At 36.2% G+C, this 15,254-nt stretch carries 13 protein-coding genes; 9 read left to right on the forward strand and 4 right to left on the reverse strand.

Annotation, left to right across the window (positions count from 1 at the left end; translation table 11 throughout):
- Positions 1-108: 108 nt before the first annotated feature.
- The 5 genes from guaB to GQN54_RS11135 are packed head-to-tail and all read left to right on the forward strand — an operon-like array spanning position 109 to position 6,823.
- Positions 109-1,584 (forward strand): IMP dehydrogenase, encoded by a 1,476-nt coding sequence (gene guaB / locus GQN54_RS11115; RefSeq protein WP_160633619.1) that lies wholly within the window; start codon positions 109-111, stop codon positions 1,582-1,584.
- Between the two features lie 50 nt (positions 1,585-1,634).
- A complete protein-coding gene (locus GQN54_RS11120) occupies positions 1,635-3,602 on the forward strand; it encodes a peptidylprolyl isomerase (RefSeq protein WP_160633620.1) in 1,968 nt (655 codons plus the stop codon).
- Between the two features lie 2 nt (positions 3,603-3,604).
- Entirely contained in the window at positions 3,605-4,468 is an 864-nt protein-coding gene (locus GQN54_RS11125) for a hypothetical protein (RefSeq protein WP_160633621.1), read from the forward strand.
- Positions 4,458-5,834 (forward strand): peptidylprolyl isomerase, encoded by a 1,377-nt coding sequence (locus GQN54_RS11130; protein WP_160633622.1) that lies wholly within the window; start codon positions 4,458-4,460, stop codon positions 5,832-5,834. Before GQN54_RS11125 ends, GQN54_RS11130 begins: the two co-directional genes overlap by 11 nt.
- Before the next feature lie 11 nt (positions 5,835-5,845).
- Positions 5,846-6,823 carry an AAA family ATPase gene (locus GQN54_RS11135; RefSeq protein ID WP_207554886.1) on the forward strand — a complete coding sequence of 326 codons (978 nt, stop codon included), beginning with the start codon at positions 5,846-5,848 and terminating at the stop codon, positions 6,821-6,823.
- Positions 6,824-6,825: 2 nt separating this feature from the next.
- Here GQN54_RS11135 and GQN54_RS11140 read toward each other — a convergent pair whose 3' ends face one another.
- Complete coding sequence (locus GQN54_RS11140) at positions 6,826-7,743, reverse strand: hypothetical protein (protein ID WP_160633623.1); 918 nt, start codon at positions 7,741-7,743, stop codon at positions 6,826-6,828.
- A gap of 111 nt (positions 7,744-7,854) precedes the next feature.
- Positions 7,855-8,202, reverse strand: a complete 348-nt coding sequence (locus GQN54_RS11145; protein ID WP_160633624.1) for a 4Fe-4S dicluster domain-containing protein — start codon at positions 8,200-8,202, stop codon at positions 7,855-7,857.
- A gap of 108 nt (positions 8,203-8,310) precedes the next feature.
- On the opposite strand from GQN54_RS11145, the gene GQN54_RS11150 reads away from it, so the two are divergent.
- Positions 8,311-9,372, forward strand: a complete 1,062-nt coding sequence (locus GQN54_RS11150; protein WP_160633625.1) for an acyl-CoA reductase — start codon at positions 8,311-8,313, stop codon at positions 9,370-9,372.
- Here GQN54_RS11150 and GQN54_RS11155 read toward each other — a convergent pair whose 3' ends face one another.
- On the reverse strand, positions 9,373-10,827 hold the full coding sequence (locus tag GQN54_RS11155) for a choice-of-anchor Q domain-containing protein (protein WP_160633626.1): 1,455 nt from the start codon (positions 10,825-10,827) through the stop codon (positions 9,373-9,375).
- Positions 10,828-10,861: 34 nt separating this feature from the next.
- Positions 10,862-11,485, reverse strand: coding sequence for a thioredoxin family protein (locus GQN54_RS11160; RefSeq protein ID WP_160633627.1), 624 nt, complete (start codon positions 11,483-11,485; stop codon positions 10,862-10,864).
- 75 nt (positions 11,486-11,560) lie between these two features.
- On the opposite strand from GQN54_RS11160, the gene mnmD reads away from it, so the two are divergent.
- The 3 genes from mnmD (at position 11,561) to recG (ending at position 15,056) form a co-directional block, all read left to right on the forward strand.
- Complete coding sequence (gene mnmD, locus GQN54_RS11165) at positions 11,561-12,232, forward strand: tRNA (5-methylaminomethyl-2-thiouridine)(34)-methyltransferase MnmD (RefSeq protein WP_160633628.1); 672 nt, start codon at positions 11,561-11,563, stop codon at positions 12,230-12,232.
- 136 nt (positions 12,233-12,368) lie between these two features.
- On the forward strand, positions 12,369-12,875 hold the full coding sequence (locus tag GQN54_RS11170) for a YkgJ family cysteine cluster protein (protein ID WP_207554887.1): 507 nt from the start codon (positions 12,369-12,371) through the stop codon (positions 12,873-12,875).
- Positions 12,876-12,947: 72 nt separating this feature from the next.
- Positions 12,948-15,056, forward strand: a complete 2,109-nt coding sequence (gene recG / locus GQN54_RS11175; RefSeq protein ID WP_160633629.1) for an ATP-dependent DNA helicase RecG — start codon at positions 12,948-12,950, stop codon at positions 15,054-15,056.
- The last annotated feature ends 198 nt before the right edge of the window (positions 15,057-15,254 follow it).

A 15,254-nucleotide genomic window follows, 5' to 3' on the forward strand; every position in this document is an offset into this window, starting at 1 on the left:
AGACCCTGATTAGTTTCACCTAGTCAGGGTCTTTTTTTGTTTTTTTTAAATTTTTAGCTGGCTTAAAATTGTTAATTTTGCCCCTATTTATAAAGAATTTCACCGATTATGAAAAACGCAGAACCGACAAAATTTATCGCTGAAGGATTGACTTACGACGATGTCCTATTGGTGCCTTCATATTCAGAAGTTATGCCACGAGAAGTGGTAATTTCTTCGATGTTTACCAAAAAGATTAAATTGAATACTCCAATCGTCTCTGCCGCGATGGATACTGTGACTGAATCTGCGTTGGCAATTGCGATTGCACAAGAAGGAGGAATAGGAGTGCTGCACAAAAATATGAGTATTGAAGCTCAAGCAGGTGAGGTTAGAAAAGTGAAGCGTTCGGAAAGTGGAATGATAAAAGATCCCATTACCTTACATGACAGTGCCACCGTTTTCGATGCTAAGAAAATTATGCGTGAAAACAAGATTGGTGGGATTCCTATAGTTGATGATCAAAATGTGTTAGTAGGAATTATAACTAACAGAGATTTGCGATTCGAAAAGGATTTCAATAAAAAAGTAGCAGATATTATGACTACTCAAGAATTGATTACCGCTCAAGAAGGTACTGATCTTTCAAAGGCTGAATCAATCTTACAACAGCATAAGATTGAAAAATTGCCGGTGGTCAATGAAAACAATGAGTTAGTTGGTCTAATTACTTATAGAGATATTATTAAGTTGAAAGAACGTCCAAATGCATGTAAGGATGAATTTGGTCGTTTGAGGGTTGCTGCAGCTGTAGGTGTAACCGCTGATGTTGTGGATAGAATTACTGCATTGGTTGCAGTTGGAGTTGATGCAGTAGTTATAGATACTGCACATGGCCATTCTAAAGCTGTTTTAGAGACACTAAAAAAAGTAAAGTCTACATTTCCTGAGTTACAAGTCGTGGTTGGGAATATTGCAACTGGAGAAGCTGCATTGGCTTTGGCTGAAGCTGGAGCTGACGCCGTTAAGGTAGGTATAGGCCCAGGTTCTATTTGTACTACCAGAGTTATTGCAGGAGTGGGAGTTCCTCAATTATCGGCTGTTTTAGTTGTTGCTGAAGCATTGAAAGGTTCAGGAGTGCCAATTATTGCTGATGGAGGACTACGCTTTACAGGAGATGTTGTAAAAGCAATAGCAGCAGGTGCCAATACAGTAATGGCAGGTTCAATGTTTGCAGGAGTAGAAGAATCTCCTGGTGAAACAATTATCTATGAGGGAAGAAAATTTAAGGCCTATAGAGGAATGGGCAGTATTGAGGCCATGCAGAAAGGATCAAAAGACCGATACTTTCAAGATATGGAAGACGATATTGCTAAATTAGTACCGGAGGGAATATCAGCTAGAGTGCCTTATAAAGGAAATATATCAGAAGTGATTTATCAATTAGTTGGTGGTTTACGTGCAGGTATGGGGTATTGTGGATCCAGTACTGTAGAAGAATTGCAGAAAAAGTCTCAATTCATCCGCATTACCAATGCTGGAATCAGAGAAAGTCATCCTCATGGAGTAGCTATTACAAGAGAGGCTCCGAATTATAGTCGATAAGAAACAATATTAACCAGATAATAAAGTTTAATTACCCAATATTTAACAGTATGAATTTCTATAAAAATCTATTATTTGCGGCTGCGGCCATTTCTATAAACGTAGCAATTGGTCAAGAAAAGGATCCTGTTTTATTAACAATAGGTGAGGATAAAGTTTTGTTGTCGGAGTTTAAGTCAGTGTATGAGAAAAATAACTCCAACACTCAGGTGGCTAAAAGCAGCCCCGAAGAATATCTGGATTTATACGTGAAGTTTAGGTTAAAAGTAAAGCAAGCTATGGATTTGCAAATGGATACCTTACCTACATTTGTTCAGGAGCTTGAAGGTTATAGAAAACAACTGGCACAGCCTTATTTAACTGATGAGAAAACCAAAGAACGATTAAAAAAGGAGACCTATGAGCGATTGCAGCAAGAGGTTAGGGCTTCTCATATTTTAATTCGAGTAGATGAAACCGCATCAGCTGCAGATACATTAAAAGCCTATAAAAAGGCTCAGGAGGCTAGAAAAAAAGTGCTAGCAGGAGAAGATTTCGCTGCGGTAGCTAAAGAGTATTCTGAAGATCCATCCGTTAGAAACAATAATGGTGACTTAGGCTTCTTTACTGCTATGTTTATGGTCTATCCATTTGAGAAAGCGGCCTATGGTACCGAAGTAGGAGAAATTAGTGATATTATAAGAACGTCCTATGGTTATCATATAATTAAGGTAACTGATAAGAGAAAGGCAAGAGGTGACATTCAAGTCGCACACATTTTAGTTCGATTTAATGATGGTGCTAAAGAAGAGTCGGTAAAGGATATTGCTGTTTCGGATAGTAAAAAGAAAATCGATGAAATTTATGCGAAATTAAAAGCAGGAGAATCTTTTGAAGAATTAGCCTCTCTTTATTCTGAAGATAATAAAACGGCTAAAAGTGGTGGAGTCTTACCTCCATTCGGTACTGGGAAAATGATTCAGCCTTTTGAGGATAATGCTTTCGAGTTAGAGGAAGATGGCGACTTTTCAGAGCCTTTTGAAACTCAATTCGGATATCATATTATAAAGCGAATCAAAGCATTCCCAATTCCTTCGTATGATGAAATGGAATCAAAAATCGAAAAGAATTTGTCTCGTGATGCAAAGAAACTATACACCACGGAGGCGGTTGTTAATCGTTTGAAAAAGGAATACTTTTTTAAAGAAATGAAGAATAATCTAAAGCCATTTTATAGTTTAGGAGAGGAGTTTGAAGATAAAAAGTGGAATGGAGAAGGGATTAAAAAATCCAATCAAGTAATGGCAACATTTGCAGATCAGCAAATAACCAATCAAGACTTTATTGATTTCTTGGTAAAAAGAACACCTGATTTGAGAAAGCAGGATCGCAAGATATTAATTAATAAGCAGTATAATCACTTCATTAATGAGACAATGTTGGATTATGAAGATTCTCAATTGGAAAGAAAATATCCTGAATTTAAAGCTTTGGTTCAAGAATACCACGATGGAATTTTATTGTTTGAATTAACTGAAGATCAAGTTTGGAATAAAGCAATCATCGATACCAATGGGTTTAAACAGTTTTATGAAGACAATATTATGGACTATCAATGGCCTGAACGTGTTGATGCTGTTATTTACGTTGCCAATGATTTAAAAATTGCCAATAACACCTATAAGTTAGTAAGAAAGAGAATTAATAAAGACTGGACTCCAGAAGATATTAAGAAAATGATCAATGAAACATCTCAGTTGAATTTGGAGGTATTAGAAGGGAAATATGCTTCCCAAGATAATCCATACATCGATAAAGTTAATTGGGTCCCTAGTTTGTCAAAACCGATAGCAATTGATGGAAAATATGCAGTAATTGAAATATTAGGTGTGATAGAGCCAGGAGCTAAATCGATTGAAGAAATAAGAGGGAAAATTACTTCTGATTATCAAGATTATTTAGAAAAAGAATGGATTCAGTCTTTACGAGAGACCTATCCAGTTGAAGTGAATCAGGACGTATTGAATTCAATAAAATAGAGGTGGTTTTAAATCAACCTAAAGTAGTTTTAATTGCACTGTGTTTTGTTGCACTTGCTTCTTGTAATTATTTCAAATCTAAAGAAGATGGGAAATTGATTGCTTCTGTATTTGATAAAAACTTATATGAGAAGGATATAAGTGAGTTATTCAATACTGAGATGTCACCGGAGGATAGTACTGCAGTGGCCAATGCCTATATCGATAAATGGATTAAGGATAATTTATTGTTGAAAAAGGCTGAATTGAATTTAAGTATTGAGCAAAAGGACTTTGAAAAGCAATTAGAAAATTATAGAAACTCTTTAATTACATTTAACTACGAGAAAAGACTAGTAGAGCAAAACCTGGATACGTTAATAACTTCCCAAGAGATACAAGAGTACTACACTCAGAATTCAGCGAATTTTGAATTGAAGAACAATATTTTGAAGGCCGTTTTTGTGAAGGTCTCCAAAGAGGCCCCAAAGGTGGAGAAGTTGAGAAAAGCAATTCAACTGAGCAAAGAGAGAGATTGGAAAGAGTTGGAAGAGTATTGTGTTCAATTTGCAGAAGTTTATTCATTGGATACAACGGATTGGTTATTATTTTCTGATTTTAGAAAATTGACGGGTTTAAATGTTGAGGATGAAGAAGGGTTTATTCGAAGTAATCCTACTAAGGAATGGAGCGACTCTACTGGAACTTATTTTATAAATGTACTCGACCATAAAGTAAAGTCTAGAATTTCACCTTTAGAATTTGCAAGAGACGATATAAGGTCAATATTGTTAAATCAACGCAAGTTAAAGTTGATTGCGAAAATGAAACAAAGTATATACGAGGAAGCACTTCGTAAAAAGCAATTTGAAATTTATGAAGATTAAAATGATAAAGGCGATAACCACAATTGGACTAATGATGGTGCTGGCTTTCTCTAATTCGTTAGTAGCCCAGCCGGAGAACAGACAAGTCATAGATGAAGTAATCGCAATAGTTGGAGATGAAATTGTAACTAAAAGTTCATTAGAAACTCAGTACTTACAATACTTATCTCAAGGAGAGAAAGTGACTGATGATTTGAGGTGTATTATAATGGAAGATCTATTGTTCCAGAAGTTATTATTGAACCAAGCTAAAATTGATAGTATCGAAGTGTCAGATGGACAAGTGGAATCTGAAATGGAAAGAAGGTTGAGGTATTTTATTGGCCAAATTGGGAGCGAAAAAGCACTAGAGGCTTACTATAAGAAATCAATTGATCAGATTAAATCAGAATTAAGGGAGTCTCTAAAAGAACAGTTATTGGTACAAACCATGCAAGATAAAATCACTGCTGATGTATCGGTGACTCCTTCTGAGGTTGCTGAATTCTTTCATTCTTTTCCAAAGGACAGTTTGCCTTTAATCAATTCAGAGGTAGAGGTGGCTCAAATTGTAAAATATGCACCAATTAGTGAAGAGAGTAAAGAATATGCGAAAGAGCGATTGCGCGAATTTAAAGAGCGAATTAGAAAAGGAGAAAAGCTTTCTACATTAGCAGTTTTATATTCGGATGATAAGGGGTCTGCTAAGAAGGGTGGAGAGATTGGTTACATTGGGAGAGCTGAAGTTGAACCAGAATTTGCTCAAGCTGCATTTAAGCTAAAGCCTGGACAAGTGTCGGAGGTTTTTTCAACGCGATATGGTTACCATATTGTAGAGTTGATAGATCGGAAAGGTGAAAAGGTAAATGTTCGTCATATTTTAATTAAACCAACCATAGATTATGCTGGACTAGAAAGGTTAAAGAAGGAATTGGATAGTGTAGCTAAGGTTGTTGAAAATGATACCATTACTTTTTCTCAAATGGCTCAGAAATATTCAGAGGATGAGGATTCTAAAAACAACGGAGGGTTGATATTAAATCCCTATTCAGGAACTTCAGTTTTTCAAGCCGATCAGCTAGATCCTTCCTTTTTTTTTGTTATTGATAAAATGCAAGTAGGTGAAATTTCTACAGCTTTTTCTACTTCAGATCAGCGAAATAGAGAAGGTTATAGAATAATAAAATTGATAAAACGAACTGAGCCACATACAGCGAACTTGAATGATGATTATCAGAAGTTGAAAAATGTGGCCACCCAACAAAAAGAGCAGGAGGTGGTTCAAAAATGGATACAAGATCGATTAGAGACATCTTATATAAAAATGAATGAGAAGTATACTGATTGCGATTATAGAAACAATTGGTTGAAAAAATCACCACAATAAAACAAGTAAATATGTCTGAATTGAATTTTAAGTCAGAAGTGGAAGCGGTAGATGCATTAGTAACGAAATACAAAGCGTTAAATGCAGAAATTGGTAAAGTCATAGTAGGGCAAGAAGAGGTCGTAAAGAATGTTTTGATTTCTATCTTTAGTAACGGACATTGTTTGTTAGTTGGAGTTCCTGGATTGGCTAAAACGCTTTTGGTGAATACGATTTCTCAAGTATTAGGGCTAACTTTTAACCGAATTCAGTTTACACCTGATTTAATGCCTTCAGATATTATCGGTTCAGAAATTTTAGATGAAACTAGAAACTTTAAATTCATCAAAGGACCATTGTTTTCCAATTTGATATTAGCGGATGAGATTAACAGAACTCCCCCTAAAACTCAATCTGCATTGTTAGAGGCAATGCAGGAAAAATCAATTACAACAGGAGGGAAAACTTATCCATTGGGAAATCCATTTTTTGTATTAGCTACTCAAAACCCGATAGAGCAAGAGGGGACATATCCATTGCCAGAGGCTCAATTGGATCGTTTTATGTTCAATATTTGGTTGGATTACCCAACATTTGAAGAAGAAGTAGCAGTTGTTAAAGCAACGACTACAGAGGCTAAATTTCAGGTGAATAAAATAATGTCAGCTGAAGAAATTATCTACTTTCAACAATTGATTCGTAAAATTCCAATTACAGATAATGTGCTTAATTATGCTGTAAAATTAGCTTCAAGCACACGACCAAACACTCCCATGGCACATGATATCGTCAACCAATACATCGGCTGGGGCGCAGGGCCTAGAGCATCTCAATTTTTGGTGCTAGGAGCTAAATGTCATGCTGCTATTAATGGAAAGTATGCTCCAGATATAGAGGATGTGAAAGCGGTATCTAAGGCTATTTTGCGTCATCGAATGGTTAAAAATTATAAAGCTGAAGCAGAGGGTTTATCAATTGATGCTATTATAGAGAAATTACTTGAAGCATAGTATCATTTCCCGTAAGGTTTAAATAAATTCTTACTTTGAATGGTATCTCTATGCTTTACTTCAAATGCTTTATCTTTTTTCTCTAATCCTTCCTCTACATCGATATCAGCTTCATAATCCCAATAGCGTCCACCCCAATTATAGGCATCAAAAATAAATGCAGGTCCATAATATTCATAAACACCAACTAAAGAAGGATTAGAAGGGCTCAAGGATTCAAAAATAATGCGATTTAAGTGGCGCTGAAACGCCATTTGCATGCTTACTTCGGCAGAGAATTCGAAAATCTTGCGATAATATACTTCTCGTCTTTCACGTATAATTGGGCTACCAAACCGTAAACTATCGTCTCGGTCAAAGTAAAAGATGTCGATTACTTTTTTATGACTCATGTTATTGTTACCATCCCATCCTAATATGGTATACATGTCTTTTAGTCCGTTATTGATTAAAGCCACATCGTAATACATACTTCCCCACCAATTCTCAGAAGAAAGGACTAGCTTTTCGGGGTCGACTATTTCATCTGATCGGTCCTTCAACTCATAAAGTAAATAGTCTCCATCGGCTTTTAAACGCTGAACAAATCCAAAATAATGATAGCTATTGTTGGCATCTAAGAGACTCCAAGTTAAAATGCGTATAGTACTATCAGCTGATCTAACTTTCATCAAATTACTTACTCGATCAAATGGTAATTTTATACTGTCGTCTTTTGCTAATAAACTACTCAAATGGGTTTTAAATGCTTTACATGCACTATCCCTGTCTTGAAATAATGCCGCATTAAGAATACGCTGACCCAACTGAGCTAAGGTCTTTTCTTCCTCTTCATAATTAGTGATATCTTCATAGTATTGACCAAAAGATAGGTTGGAAAAGGTTAAAGCGAATATAAAAGATAGTATGGAGTATTTCATAGAGTTCATTCTTTGCAATTAACGTGCAAAATTAATCTGAATTGTAAAAATAGTGGAAATAAAAAAACCGTCGGAGACTAGCCACGACGGTTTCTATTTTCAATCACTGTATTACAAGTGCATTTTTGCTTTTTTTCCAAGTAGTATCTCCTCCGATTCTCTGTAATTAGGATCGTCTACGCAGCAGTCTACCGGGCAAACTGCCGCACATTGTGGTTCATCATGAAAACCTACACATTCTGTACATTTATCTGGTACGATATAGTAGTAATCTAAACTAATCGGTTCGTTTGCTGTTTCTGCATCTACAGTACTTCCATCTAATTTTTGAAAGTCGCCTGTAAGCGTCGTTCCATCAGAGAATCTCCATTCTTCTCCTCCTTCATATATTGCATTATTTGGACACTCCGGCTCACACGCTCCGCAGTTGATACATTCATCTGTAATTACAATTGCCATGCTTTTTCTTTTTTATGTTAGTAGCTTTGTATAAAACTAAAAAATTGCAAAATAGTTTTTTATATGAAGTGCAAATTTAATTGATTTTAGGTCAGAAATTATTTTAGAATGATTATAAATAGTAGAATTGAAGGGATGAAGAAGTTGGGTCAGTTTATGGCACAATTTAAAGTGGATGGGCAGAAGAATCCTGACGTAATGTCTATCAATGAAGTTCATTACGATAATGTTGAGTCGGCTATTCATCAGGCTAAAATATTAAATGGTTGGTTTACTGAAGAAAATGTTAGAAGTAGTTTTTCTGCTTGGGGGGAATCATTGACCGAAGAAAAATTAAATATCTGGTTGGGATCGTACGATTTGTCAATTACAATTAAATCTAAATCAGTTGGGATTATCATGGCGGGAAATATTCCTCTGGTTGGGTTTCATGATTTCTTGACTACTGTGCTCAGTGGTCATAAAGCGGTTATCAAACTTGCTTCTGATGACTCTCTTTTAATGCCGCTTATACTTGAAGTTTTGACTACGATAGATCCGGAATTTTCTAATTATTTTGAAATTGTTGATCGGTTGATTTCAGTCGATGCAGTTATTGCTACAGGAAGTAATAATTCTGCTAGGTATTTTGAACACTATTTTGGAAAGTATCCACATATTATTAGAAAAAATAGAACTTCTCTAGCGGTATTGACAGGTGAAGAAACAAAAGAAGATTTAGAAAAATTGGGAAGAGATATGTTTCTTTATTTTGGTTTGGGTTGTAGAAATGTTTCTAAAATATACCTTCCTAAGAATTTTGACATTAACCGAATTTTTGAAGCAATATATCCGTACAATGAATTGGCAAACCATAATAAATACGCCAATAACTATGACTACAATAAAGCGATTTATTTATTGAATAAAGAGCCTCTTCTGGAGAATGGTTTTGTATTGTTCAGAGAAGCGAAAGAAATAAACTCACCTGTCGCTGTTATGTTGTATGAACGATACTCCGATCTAAAAGAATTAAAACAGACCATTAATGCGATGCGCTCAGAAATACAATGCGTAGTGACAAATGCAGAATCGTTTATAGGTGCTGTTCCTTTTGGGAAAGCTCAACATCCCGATTTGTGGGATTATGCAGACGGAGTGGATACGCTTGAGTTTCTTTTGAATCTGTAACTATTGAAATTCGTAACATCCGGCATCCGGTGCACTATCTGCTGTTCTACTAATGCCCTCCAAGTCTAATGGGACTTGATTTCCGATAAGAGTATTCCCAATATTGATTGCAGATGAATTTGCCCTTAGGTGATAGTCTTTAGTGCCTACAGACTGGAAAATGCTATCCGTAGGATTTATTACCATATTGGCATATCGCGCATTGTTCGCGGTAACCTTATTCGTTTTAAGTAATGAATTTTGAAAATTGAAATTAACAGAACTAGTATCGTATCCCTCAAAATCCCATTCATTTTCTAGGCTGCCATGGATAATGGAATTGCTGACATTGACATTTGGCTCTCCGACTAACAAACCTTCAGAATAGCTCTGATAGCTTTGTGCATAGAATAGCGGAGTTTCTCTTTTTGATTCGTTCCAATAATTTGCAAAAGTGCAGTGCTTGAAGTTGTAGGTCCCAGCACCTGTTATTGCTACGTTGTATTCTCCACAGTTTTCAATCAATACATTTTCTGCATCAATTTGATAGAGGGTTCCTAGGAGGCCAAAGCCTGAGGCATTTCTAATTATAGTGTTGTTTAGATTTAACTTGTTATTGGAAATGGCTTTCGTTTCTGCAAATGGGTAATATTCTGCTTGAATGCCAATAAACGCATTTTCTATGATCGCGTAATTGAAGTTGTTGTTTACTGATCCTTCATTGATCCATATTCGATCCCATTGACCCGGTACATCATCATAATCTCTCTCCAATCGGTCACCTCGGAATAATACTGGTTCGCTTAGTGTTCCATTTACTTGGATATTGGCGTCTTGATATACCCATAAGCCACCATTGTTATGGAAATAGATTCGAGTTCCCGCCTCTATATTCAATGTAGCTCCTTCATCTACTACTGCATATCCATATATAACGTAGGGCTTGTCTTTAGTCCAAGTTACCGTTTGGTTTTCTTCTGCAATAATGCTAAAAGGTGGTAAGCCTTGAATGACTGTAGTAGGGGTAAAATAAATGGCATTCTGACCGTAGGCTATTAATTTCAAACTTTTTACATTACCATTGGTGAAAAACTGAATTTCATCTTCGATAAAAAATGGATTTAAATCATTTGTTGGATCTACGGTCACTTCTACAAAACCAAAAATGCTGTCTTTTGGCGGAATAATGACATCCATTTGTGCTCCAGGTAATCCATCAATATTAATTCTAAATTGAGAATCCCCGCCTTTTCCTAAACGTATAGAACTAATTTTGATACTCTCTTTATAAGGGTTGTGGATTGTAAAGTTTTTTGTAACTGAACCTATGGTAGTAAAGACTGTATCAAAGGAAATACTGTCTGTTGAAAACCGAACTTGAGCAGAAGAAGATTCAATGATTTGATCTTCTTTTCTGCACGAGAAAAGTAAAATCATACCGATAAATAAACCAATAAGAAGTATGGATTTTTTCATAGTGACAAATATACCTAAAGAACTGTAAAACTGATTATTTTATTGCTTCAGTTGGTGTGAGAACTGCATCGATTAATTGACCAAAATCAGCTTGGAACGAATTCGTTTTGTCCATAATGTACCATCGTTGTAGTGCTTCTGAAATTTCAGTGTAAGGAGCCTCTTTGGTTTTCAACTCTAGCATAAGCTCTTGAGCTCCGTTTGGTCTTGGTCCCCATTCACCCATAACTTCTAGAGATTCTGCATCTATGGCAATTACTTTAGGGATAGATCTTCCTCCATTTGTCAAATACTGATCCATGATGTCTAGATTCTCATCTCTTAAGATGATTTTCAATTCTATGTTTGGACTAAACTCGGCAGCCTTGGCAATTAACGGAACATTCTGAGCTGCATCACCACACCAAGCTTCTGTTATTACTAAAAAGTAAGTCTTGCTTTTTACTTGATTAATTTTCTCAATTAACAAGTCATTCAAAGTAGCCGTTTTTACTAAACGCTTCATTCGAGATAAGTTTAGTTTTGTATAATGCGCTAAATCTTCAGATTGATTAGGTCCAGTAGTTTTACCTTCTTTCACTAATTTTTCTGTTAAACTATAATATGTTTGAAAGCTCATGCCTTCTTGGATTCTTTTTTTATCAAATGGAAATTTCATACGCTTGTTGTTTCTTAAATTTGAGTACAAAAATAACCCTCTTTTTTGGGTTCATTTGTAACTAAAGCGACAGATTTGAAAAGAGAAATTATTACTACTGCAGATGGCTCGCATTCTTTGTATGTTCCTGATTTGGATGAACACTATCATTCCTACCACGGATCTATAAAAGAATCACAACGTGTTTTTATTGAGTTAGGATTAGAGCATGTGGCAGAAAAAGTAGATTCAGTTTCTATTTTGGAAGTAGGTATGGGCACCGGTCTCAACGTATTAATGACAGCATTAGCGAACGAAGGTTTAAAAAAGAACATTCGATACGATGCGATTGAAGCCTTTCCATTGGAGGATGAGTTGTTGAATCAACTGAACTATGCCGATCAATTATTGCATCCATCAGCGACAGAATTATTCGAAGCAATTCATTCAGCACCTTGGAATGAAGGAACGGCAATTACTGATTTATTTGTTTTAACCAAAATTGAGGCACCAATAGAAGCCATTGATTTTTCTCCAGAACAATATGATTTAATTTATTTTGATGCATTTGCTCCTGATGTGCAGGGGGAATTATGGACTGATGATATTTTTGCAAAAATGTATGCTATCCTTAAGCCAGGAGGAGTATTGTCTACTTATTGTGTTAAAGGTGATGTAAAGAGAGCATTAATAAAGCAAGGATTTAGAATTGAAAAGCACAACGGCCCTGATGGCGGAAAGAGAGAAGTGCTGAGAGCGATAAAATGAAAGAGAAACTAGACGTTAGAAACTAGAAAAGAGATATAACGATTTCTTATTGGTTCTTAATAATTAATGATTGTTTTTCTTATGTCAATAATCCTAACCTAAAATTCAGACCTTTACTTTATCAAACAACTAACTTTTGAAGCCAATCCCAACTTTCTTAACCGATAAACTTGCAATAGCCGATCAGAATAAAAAAGAGAATAAAGCTTTTTTAGACCGATTGAAAAAGAAGAAACCCAAAGATTTGGATCAACAGTTTCATGAATTGCACGAAGAAGTTTTTGATGAAATAGATTGTTTGGATTGTGGGAATTGCTGCAAAACCACTTCACCTATTTTTCAGCAGAAAGACATCGAGCGAATGGCGAAGCATTTCAAAATGCGACCTGCTGAATTTGTAACCCAATATTTAGTAGAAGACGACGAGCACGACTTTGTGTTTCCTGCTGCTCCTTGTCCGTTTTTGGCAGACGATAATTACTGCATGGCGTATGAAGCACGTCCAAATGCTTGTCGAGAATATCCGCATACTGACCGGCGAAAAATGCATCAGATATTAAATTTGACGTATAAAAACACTTTGGTTTGTCCAGCTGTTTCAGACATTGTAGAGCAGATAAAAATCAATTACGCCAATAGGTAACTGTATTTAAAGCCATTTTAGGGGAGTTTTTTAAAAATATCCCCTTATTTTTATGCACTATCTTTTTAAGCAATGAGTCAATTATTACAAACGTCTATTGAATACCTCAAAGGGGTTGGACCTAAGCGGGCCGAGCTTCTTAAAAAGGGGTTGAATATTCATACGTTTGGCGAATTAATGACCCATTATCCATTCCGCTATGTGGATAAAACGAAATTCTATACTATTTCAGAGCTTCATCCTGATTTGCCCTACATCCAAATTGTAGGAGAGTTTGTTCACATAGAAACCATTGGCGCAACACGTCAAAAGCGTTTGTCTGCAATCTTCAAAGACGATACAGGTAGGATTCAGGTAGTTTGGTTCAAGGGAATTAAATTTTTAGGATCCACCGTTCGTGTAGGAGTCAAATATGTTTTGTATGGTAAGGTCAATGCCTTTAATAACTCACTGAGCATAGTTCATCCAGAGTTGGAGACATTAGTGGAGTACAAAAATACACTGCAATCCACCTTGCAAGCGGTTTATGCCTCTACGGAGAAGTTGAATAACTCGGGACTTAATTCCAAGAACATTGTCAAACTCCAAAAGAACTTATTTACCCAGATAATTGGTAAAATTCCAGAGAATTTATCATCGGATATTATCGATCGGTATAAATTACTGTCGAGAGAAAAAGCATTGATTCAATTGCACTTTCCAAAGAATGCGGAAATTCTTAAACGTGCTATTTTTCGTTTGAAATTTGAGGAGTTGTTTTTTATTCAACTCGAATTATTGAAATTAAAGCTGATTAACACCAATAAAACCAGAGGATTTGCTTTTCCTTCAATTGGAGACTATTTCAATCATTTTTATGAACAGAATTTAGCATTTGAATTGACTAACGCTCAAAAACGAGTATTGAAAGAAATCCGAAAAGACATGGGCACTGGCCGACAGATGAATCGGTTGCTGCAAGGAGATGTTGGGAGTGGTAAAACAGTTGTGGGGCTTATGTCTATGTTGATGGCTATTGATAATGGTTTTCAAGCCTGCTTAATGGCACCAACAGAAATTTTAGCACAACAGCACTATGCCTCATTAAGCGAAATGCTTGAAGGAATGCCAGTGAAAATATCATTGCTAACGGGGTCGGTAAAAGTCAAAGAACGTAGGATTATTCATAAAGAACTAGAGAGTGGAGAATTGCACATATTAGTTGGTACGCATGCATTATTGGAGGATAAAGTTAAGTTTCACAATTTGGGCTTGTGCGTAATTGACGAACAACACCGATTTGGTGTAGCTCAACGAGCACGTTTATGGAAGAAAAATAGCAATGGTGTACCGCATATTTTAGTCATGACTGCTACACCTATTCCCAGAACACTAGCTATGACGCTTTATGGCGATTTAGATGTGTCTGTAATCGATGAATTACCACCTGGTAGAAAGCCGATAGAAACCATACATTGGTTTGAAAATAAGCGAGAACGATTGTGGGGAGTGCTCCGAGAACAAATAAAGTTAGGCCGGCAAGTCTACATCGTTTATCCATTAATCGACGAGTCCGAGAAAATGGATTATGCCAACTTACAAGCAGGTTTTGAGGATGTACTGAATAAATTTCCTCGGCCTGATTATCAGGTGAGTATTGTTCATGGTCAAATGACCAATGAAAATAAGGAGTTCGAGATGCAGCGTTTTGTGAATGGAGAAACCCACATTATGGTGGCCACAACTGTAATTGAAGTGGGTGTAAATGTGCCCAATGCTTCCTTGATGGTGATTGAAAGTGCAGAGCGCTTTGGATTATCACAATTGCATCAATTAAGAGGTAGAGTAGGGCGAGGAGCTGAGCAGTCGTATTGTTACTTGATGACGGGTTATAAATTGTCGGACGATGGGAAATTGAGAATGAAAACCATGACGGAAACCAATGATGGATTTCAAATTGCTGAGGTAGATTTAAAGTTACGTGGTCCAGGAGATTTATCAGGAACCCAACAAAGCGGAGTGCCTGTCAACTTAAAGCTTACAAATTTGGCCAAGGATGGACAAATGATAGAAATAGCACGAAATGCGGCCAAAGATATTTTAGATAAGGATCCAAATTTGCAATTGCCCGAGCATCAGCCAATATTGGCCTTCGCTCGAGAACAACAAAGAGGAAAGACGAATTGGAGTAGGATTTCGTAGGGAAGAAGTAAGACCGTTTCGCTGTTAGATCAGAAGTTAGACTTCTTTTATGGTATTTATAGACTACTTGTTTCTTAGTGAACTTAGCGAAAATTCTTTGAGCCCTTTGTGGTAATAATCATTAAAATATTTTCTGTGTGAATTAGCGAAATCAACAGGAGGAAGTTATGATTAGTCAGTCAATTATTCTTAATATAG

Origin of the sequence: Acidiluteibacter ferrifornacis, from assembly GCF_009909615.1 — a bacterium.
Lineage (GTDB): Bacteria > Bacteroidota > Bacteroidia > Flavobacteriales_E > Vicingaceae > Acidiluteibacter > Acidiluteibacter ferrifornacis.

Excerpts from the sequence above, each read along its gene's own strand:
- GQN54_RS11140 (WP_160633623.1), bottom strand. The coding sequence starts at position 7,743 with ATGAAATACTCCATACTATCTTTTATATTCGCTTTAACCTTTTCCAAC.
- GQN54_RS11150 (WP_160633625.1), top strand. The coding sequence starts at position 8,311 with ATGATTATAAATAGTAGAATTGAAGGGATGAAGAAGTTGGGTCAGTTT.
- GQN54_RS11160 (WP_160633627.1), bottom strand. The coding sequence starts at position 11,485 with ATGAAATTTCCATTTGATAAAAAAAGAATCCAAGAAGGCATGAGCTTT.
- recG (WP_160633629.1), top strand. The coding sequence starts at position 12,948 with ATGAGTCAATTATTACAAACGTCTATTGAATACCTCAAAGGGGTTGGA.
- guaB (WP_160633619.1), top strand. The coding sequence starts at position 109 with ATGAAAAACGCAGAACCGACAAAATTTATCGCTGAAGGATTGACTTAC.
- GQN54_RS11120 (WP_160633620.1), top strand. The coding sequence starts at position 1,635 with ATGAATTTCTATAAAAATCTATTATTTGCGGCTGCGGCCATTTCTATA.
- GQN54_RS11145 (WP_160633624.1), bottom strand. The coding sequence starts at position 8,202 with ATGGCAATTGTAATTACAGATGAATGTATCAACTGCGGAGCGTGTGAG.
- GQN54_RS11135 (WP_207554886.1), top strand. The coding sequence starts at position 5,846 with ATGTCTGAATTGAATTTTAAGTCAGAAGTGGAAGCGGTAGATGCATTA.
- GQN54_RS11130 (WP_160633622.1), top strand. The coding sequence starts at position 4,458 with ATGAAGATTAAAATGATAAAGGCGATAACCACAATTGGACTAATGATG.
- GQN54_RS11155 (WP_160633626.1), bottom strand. The coding sequence starts at position 10,827 with ATGAAAAAATCCATACTTCTTATTGGTTTATTTATCGGTATGATTTTA.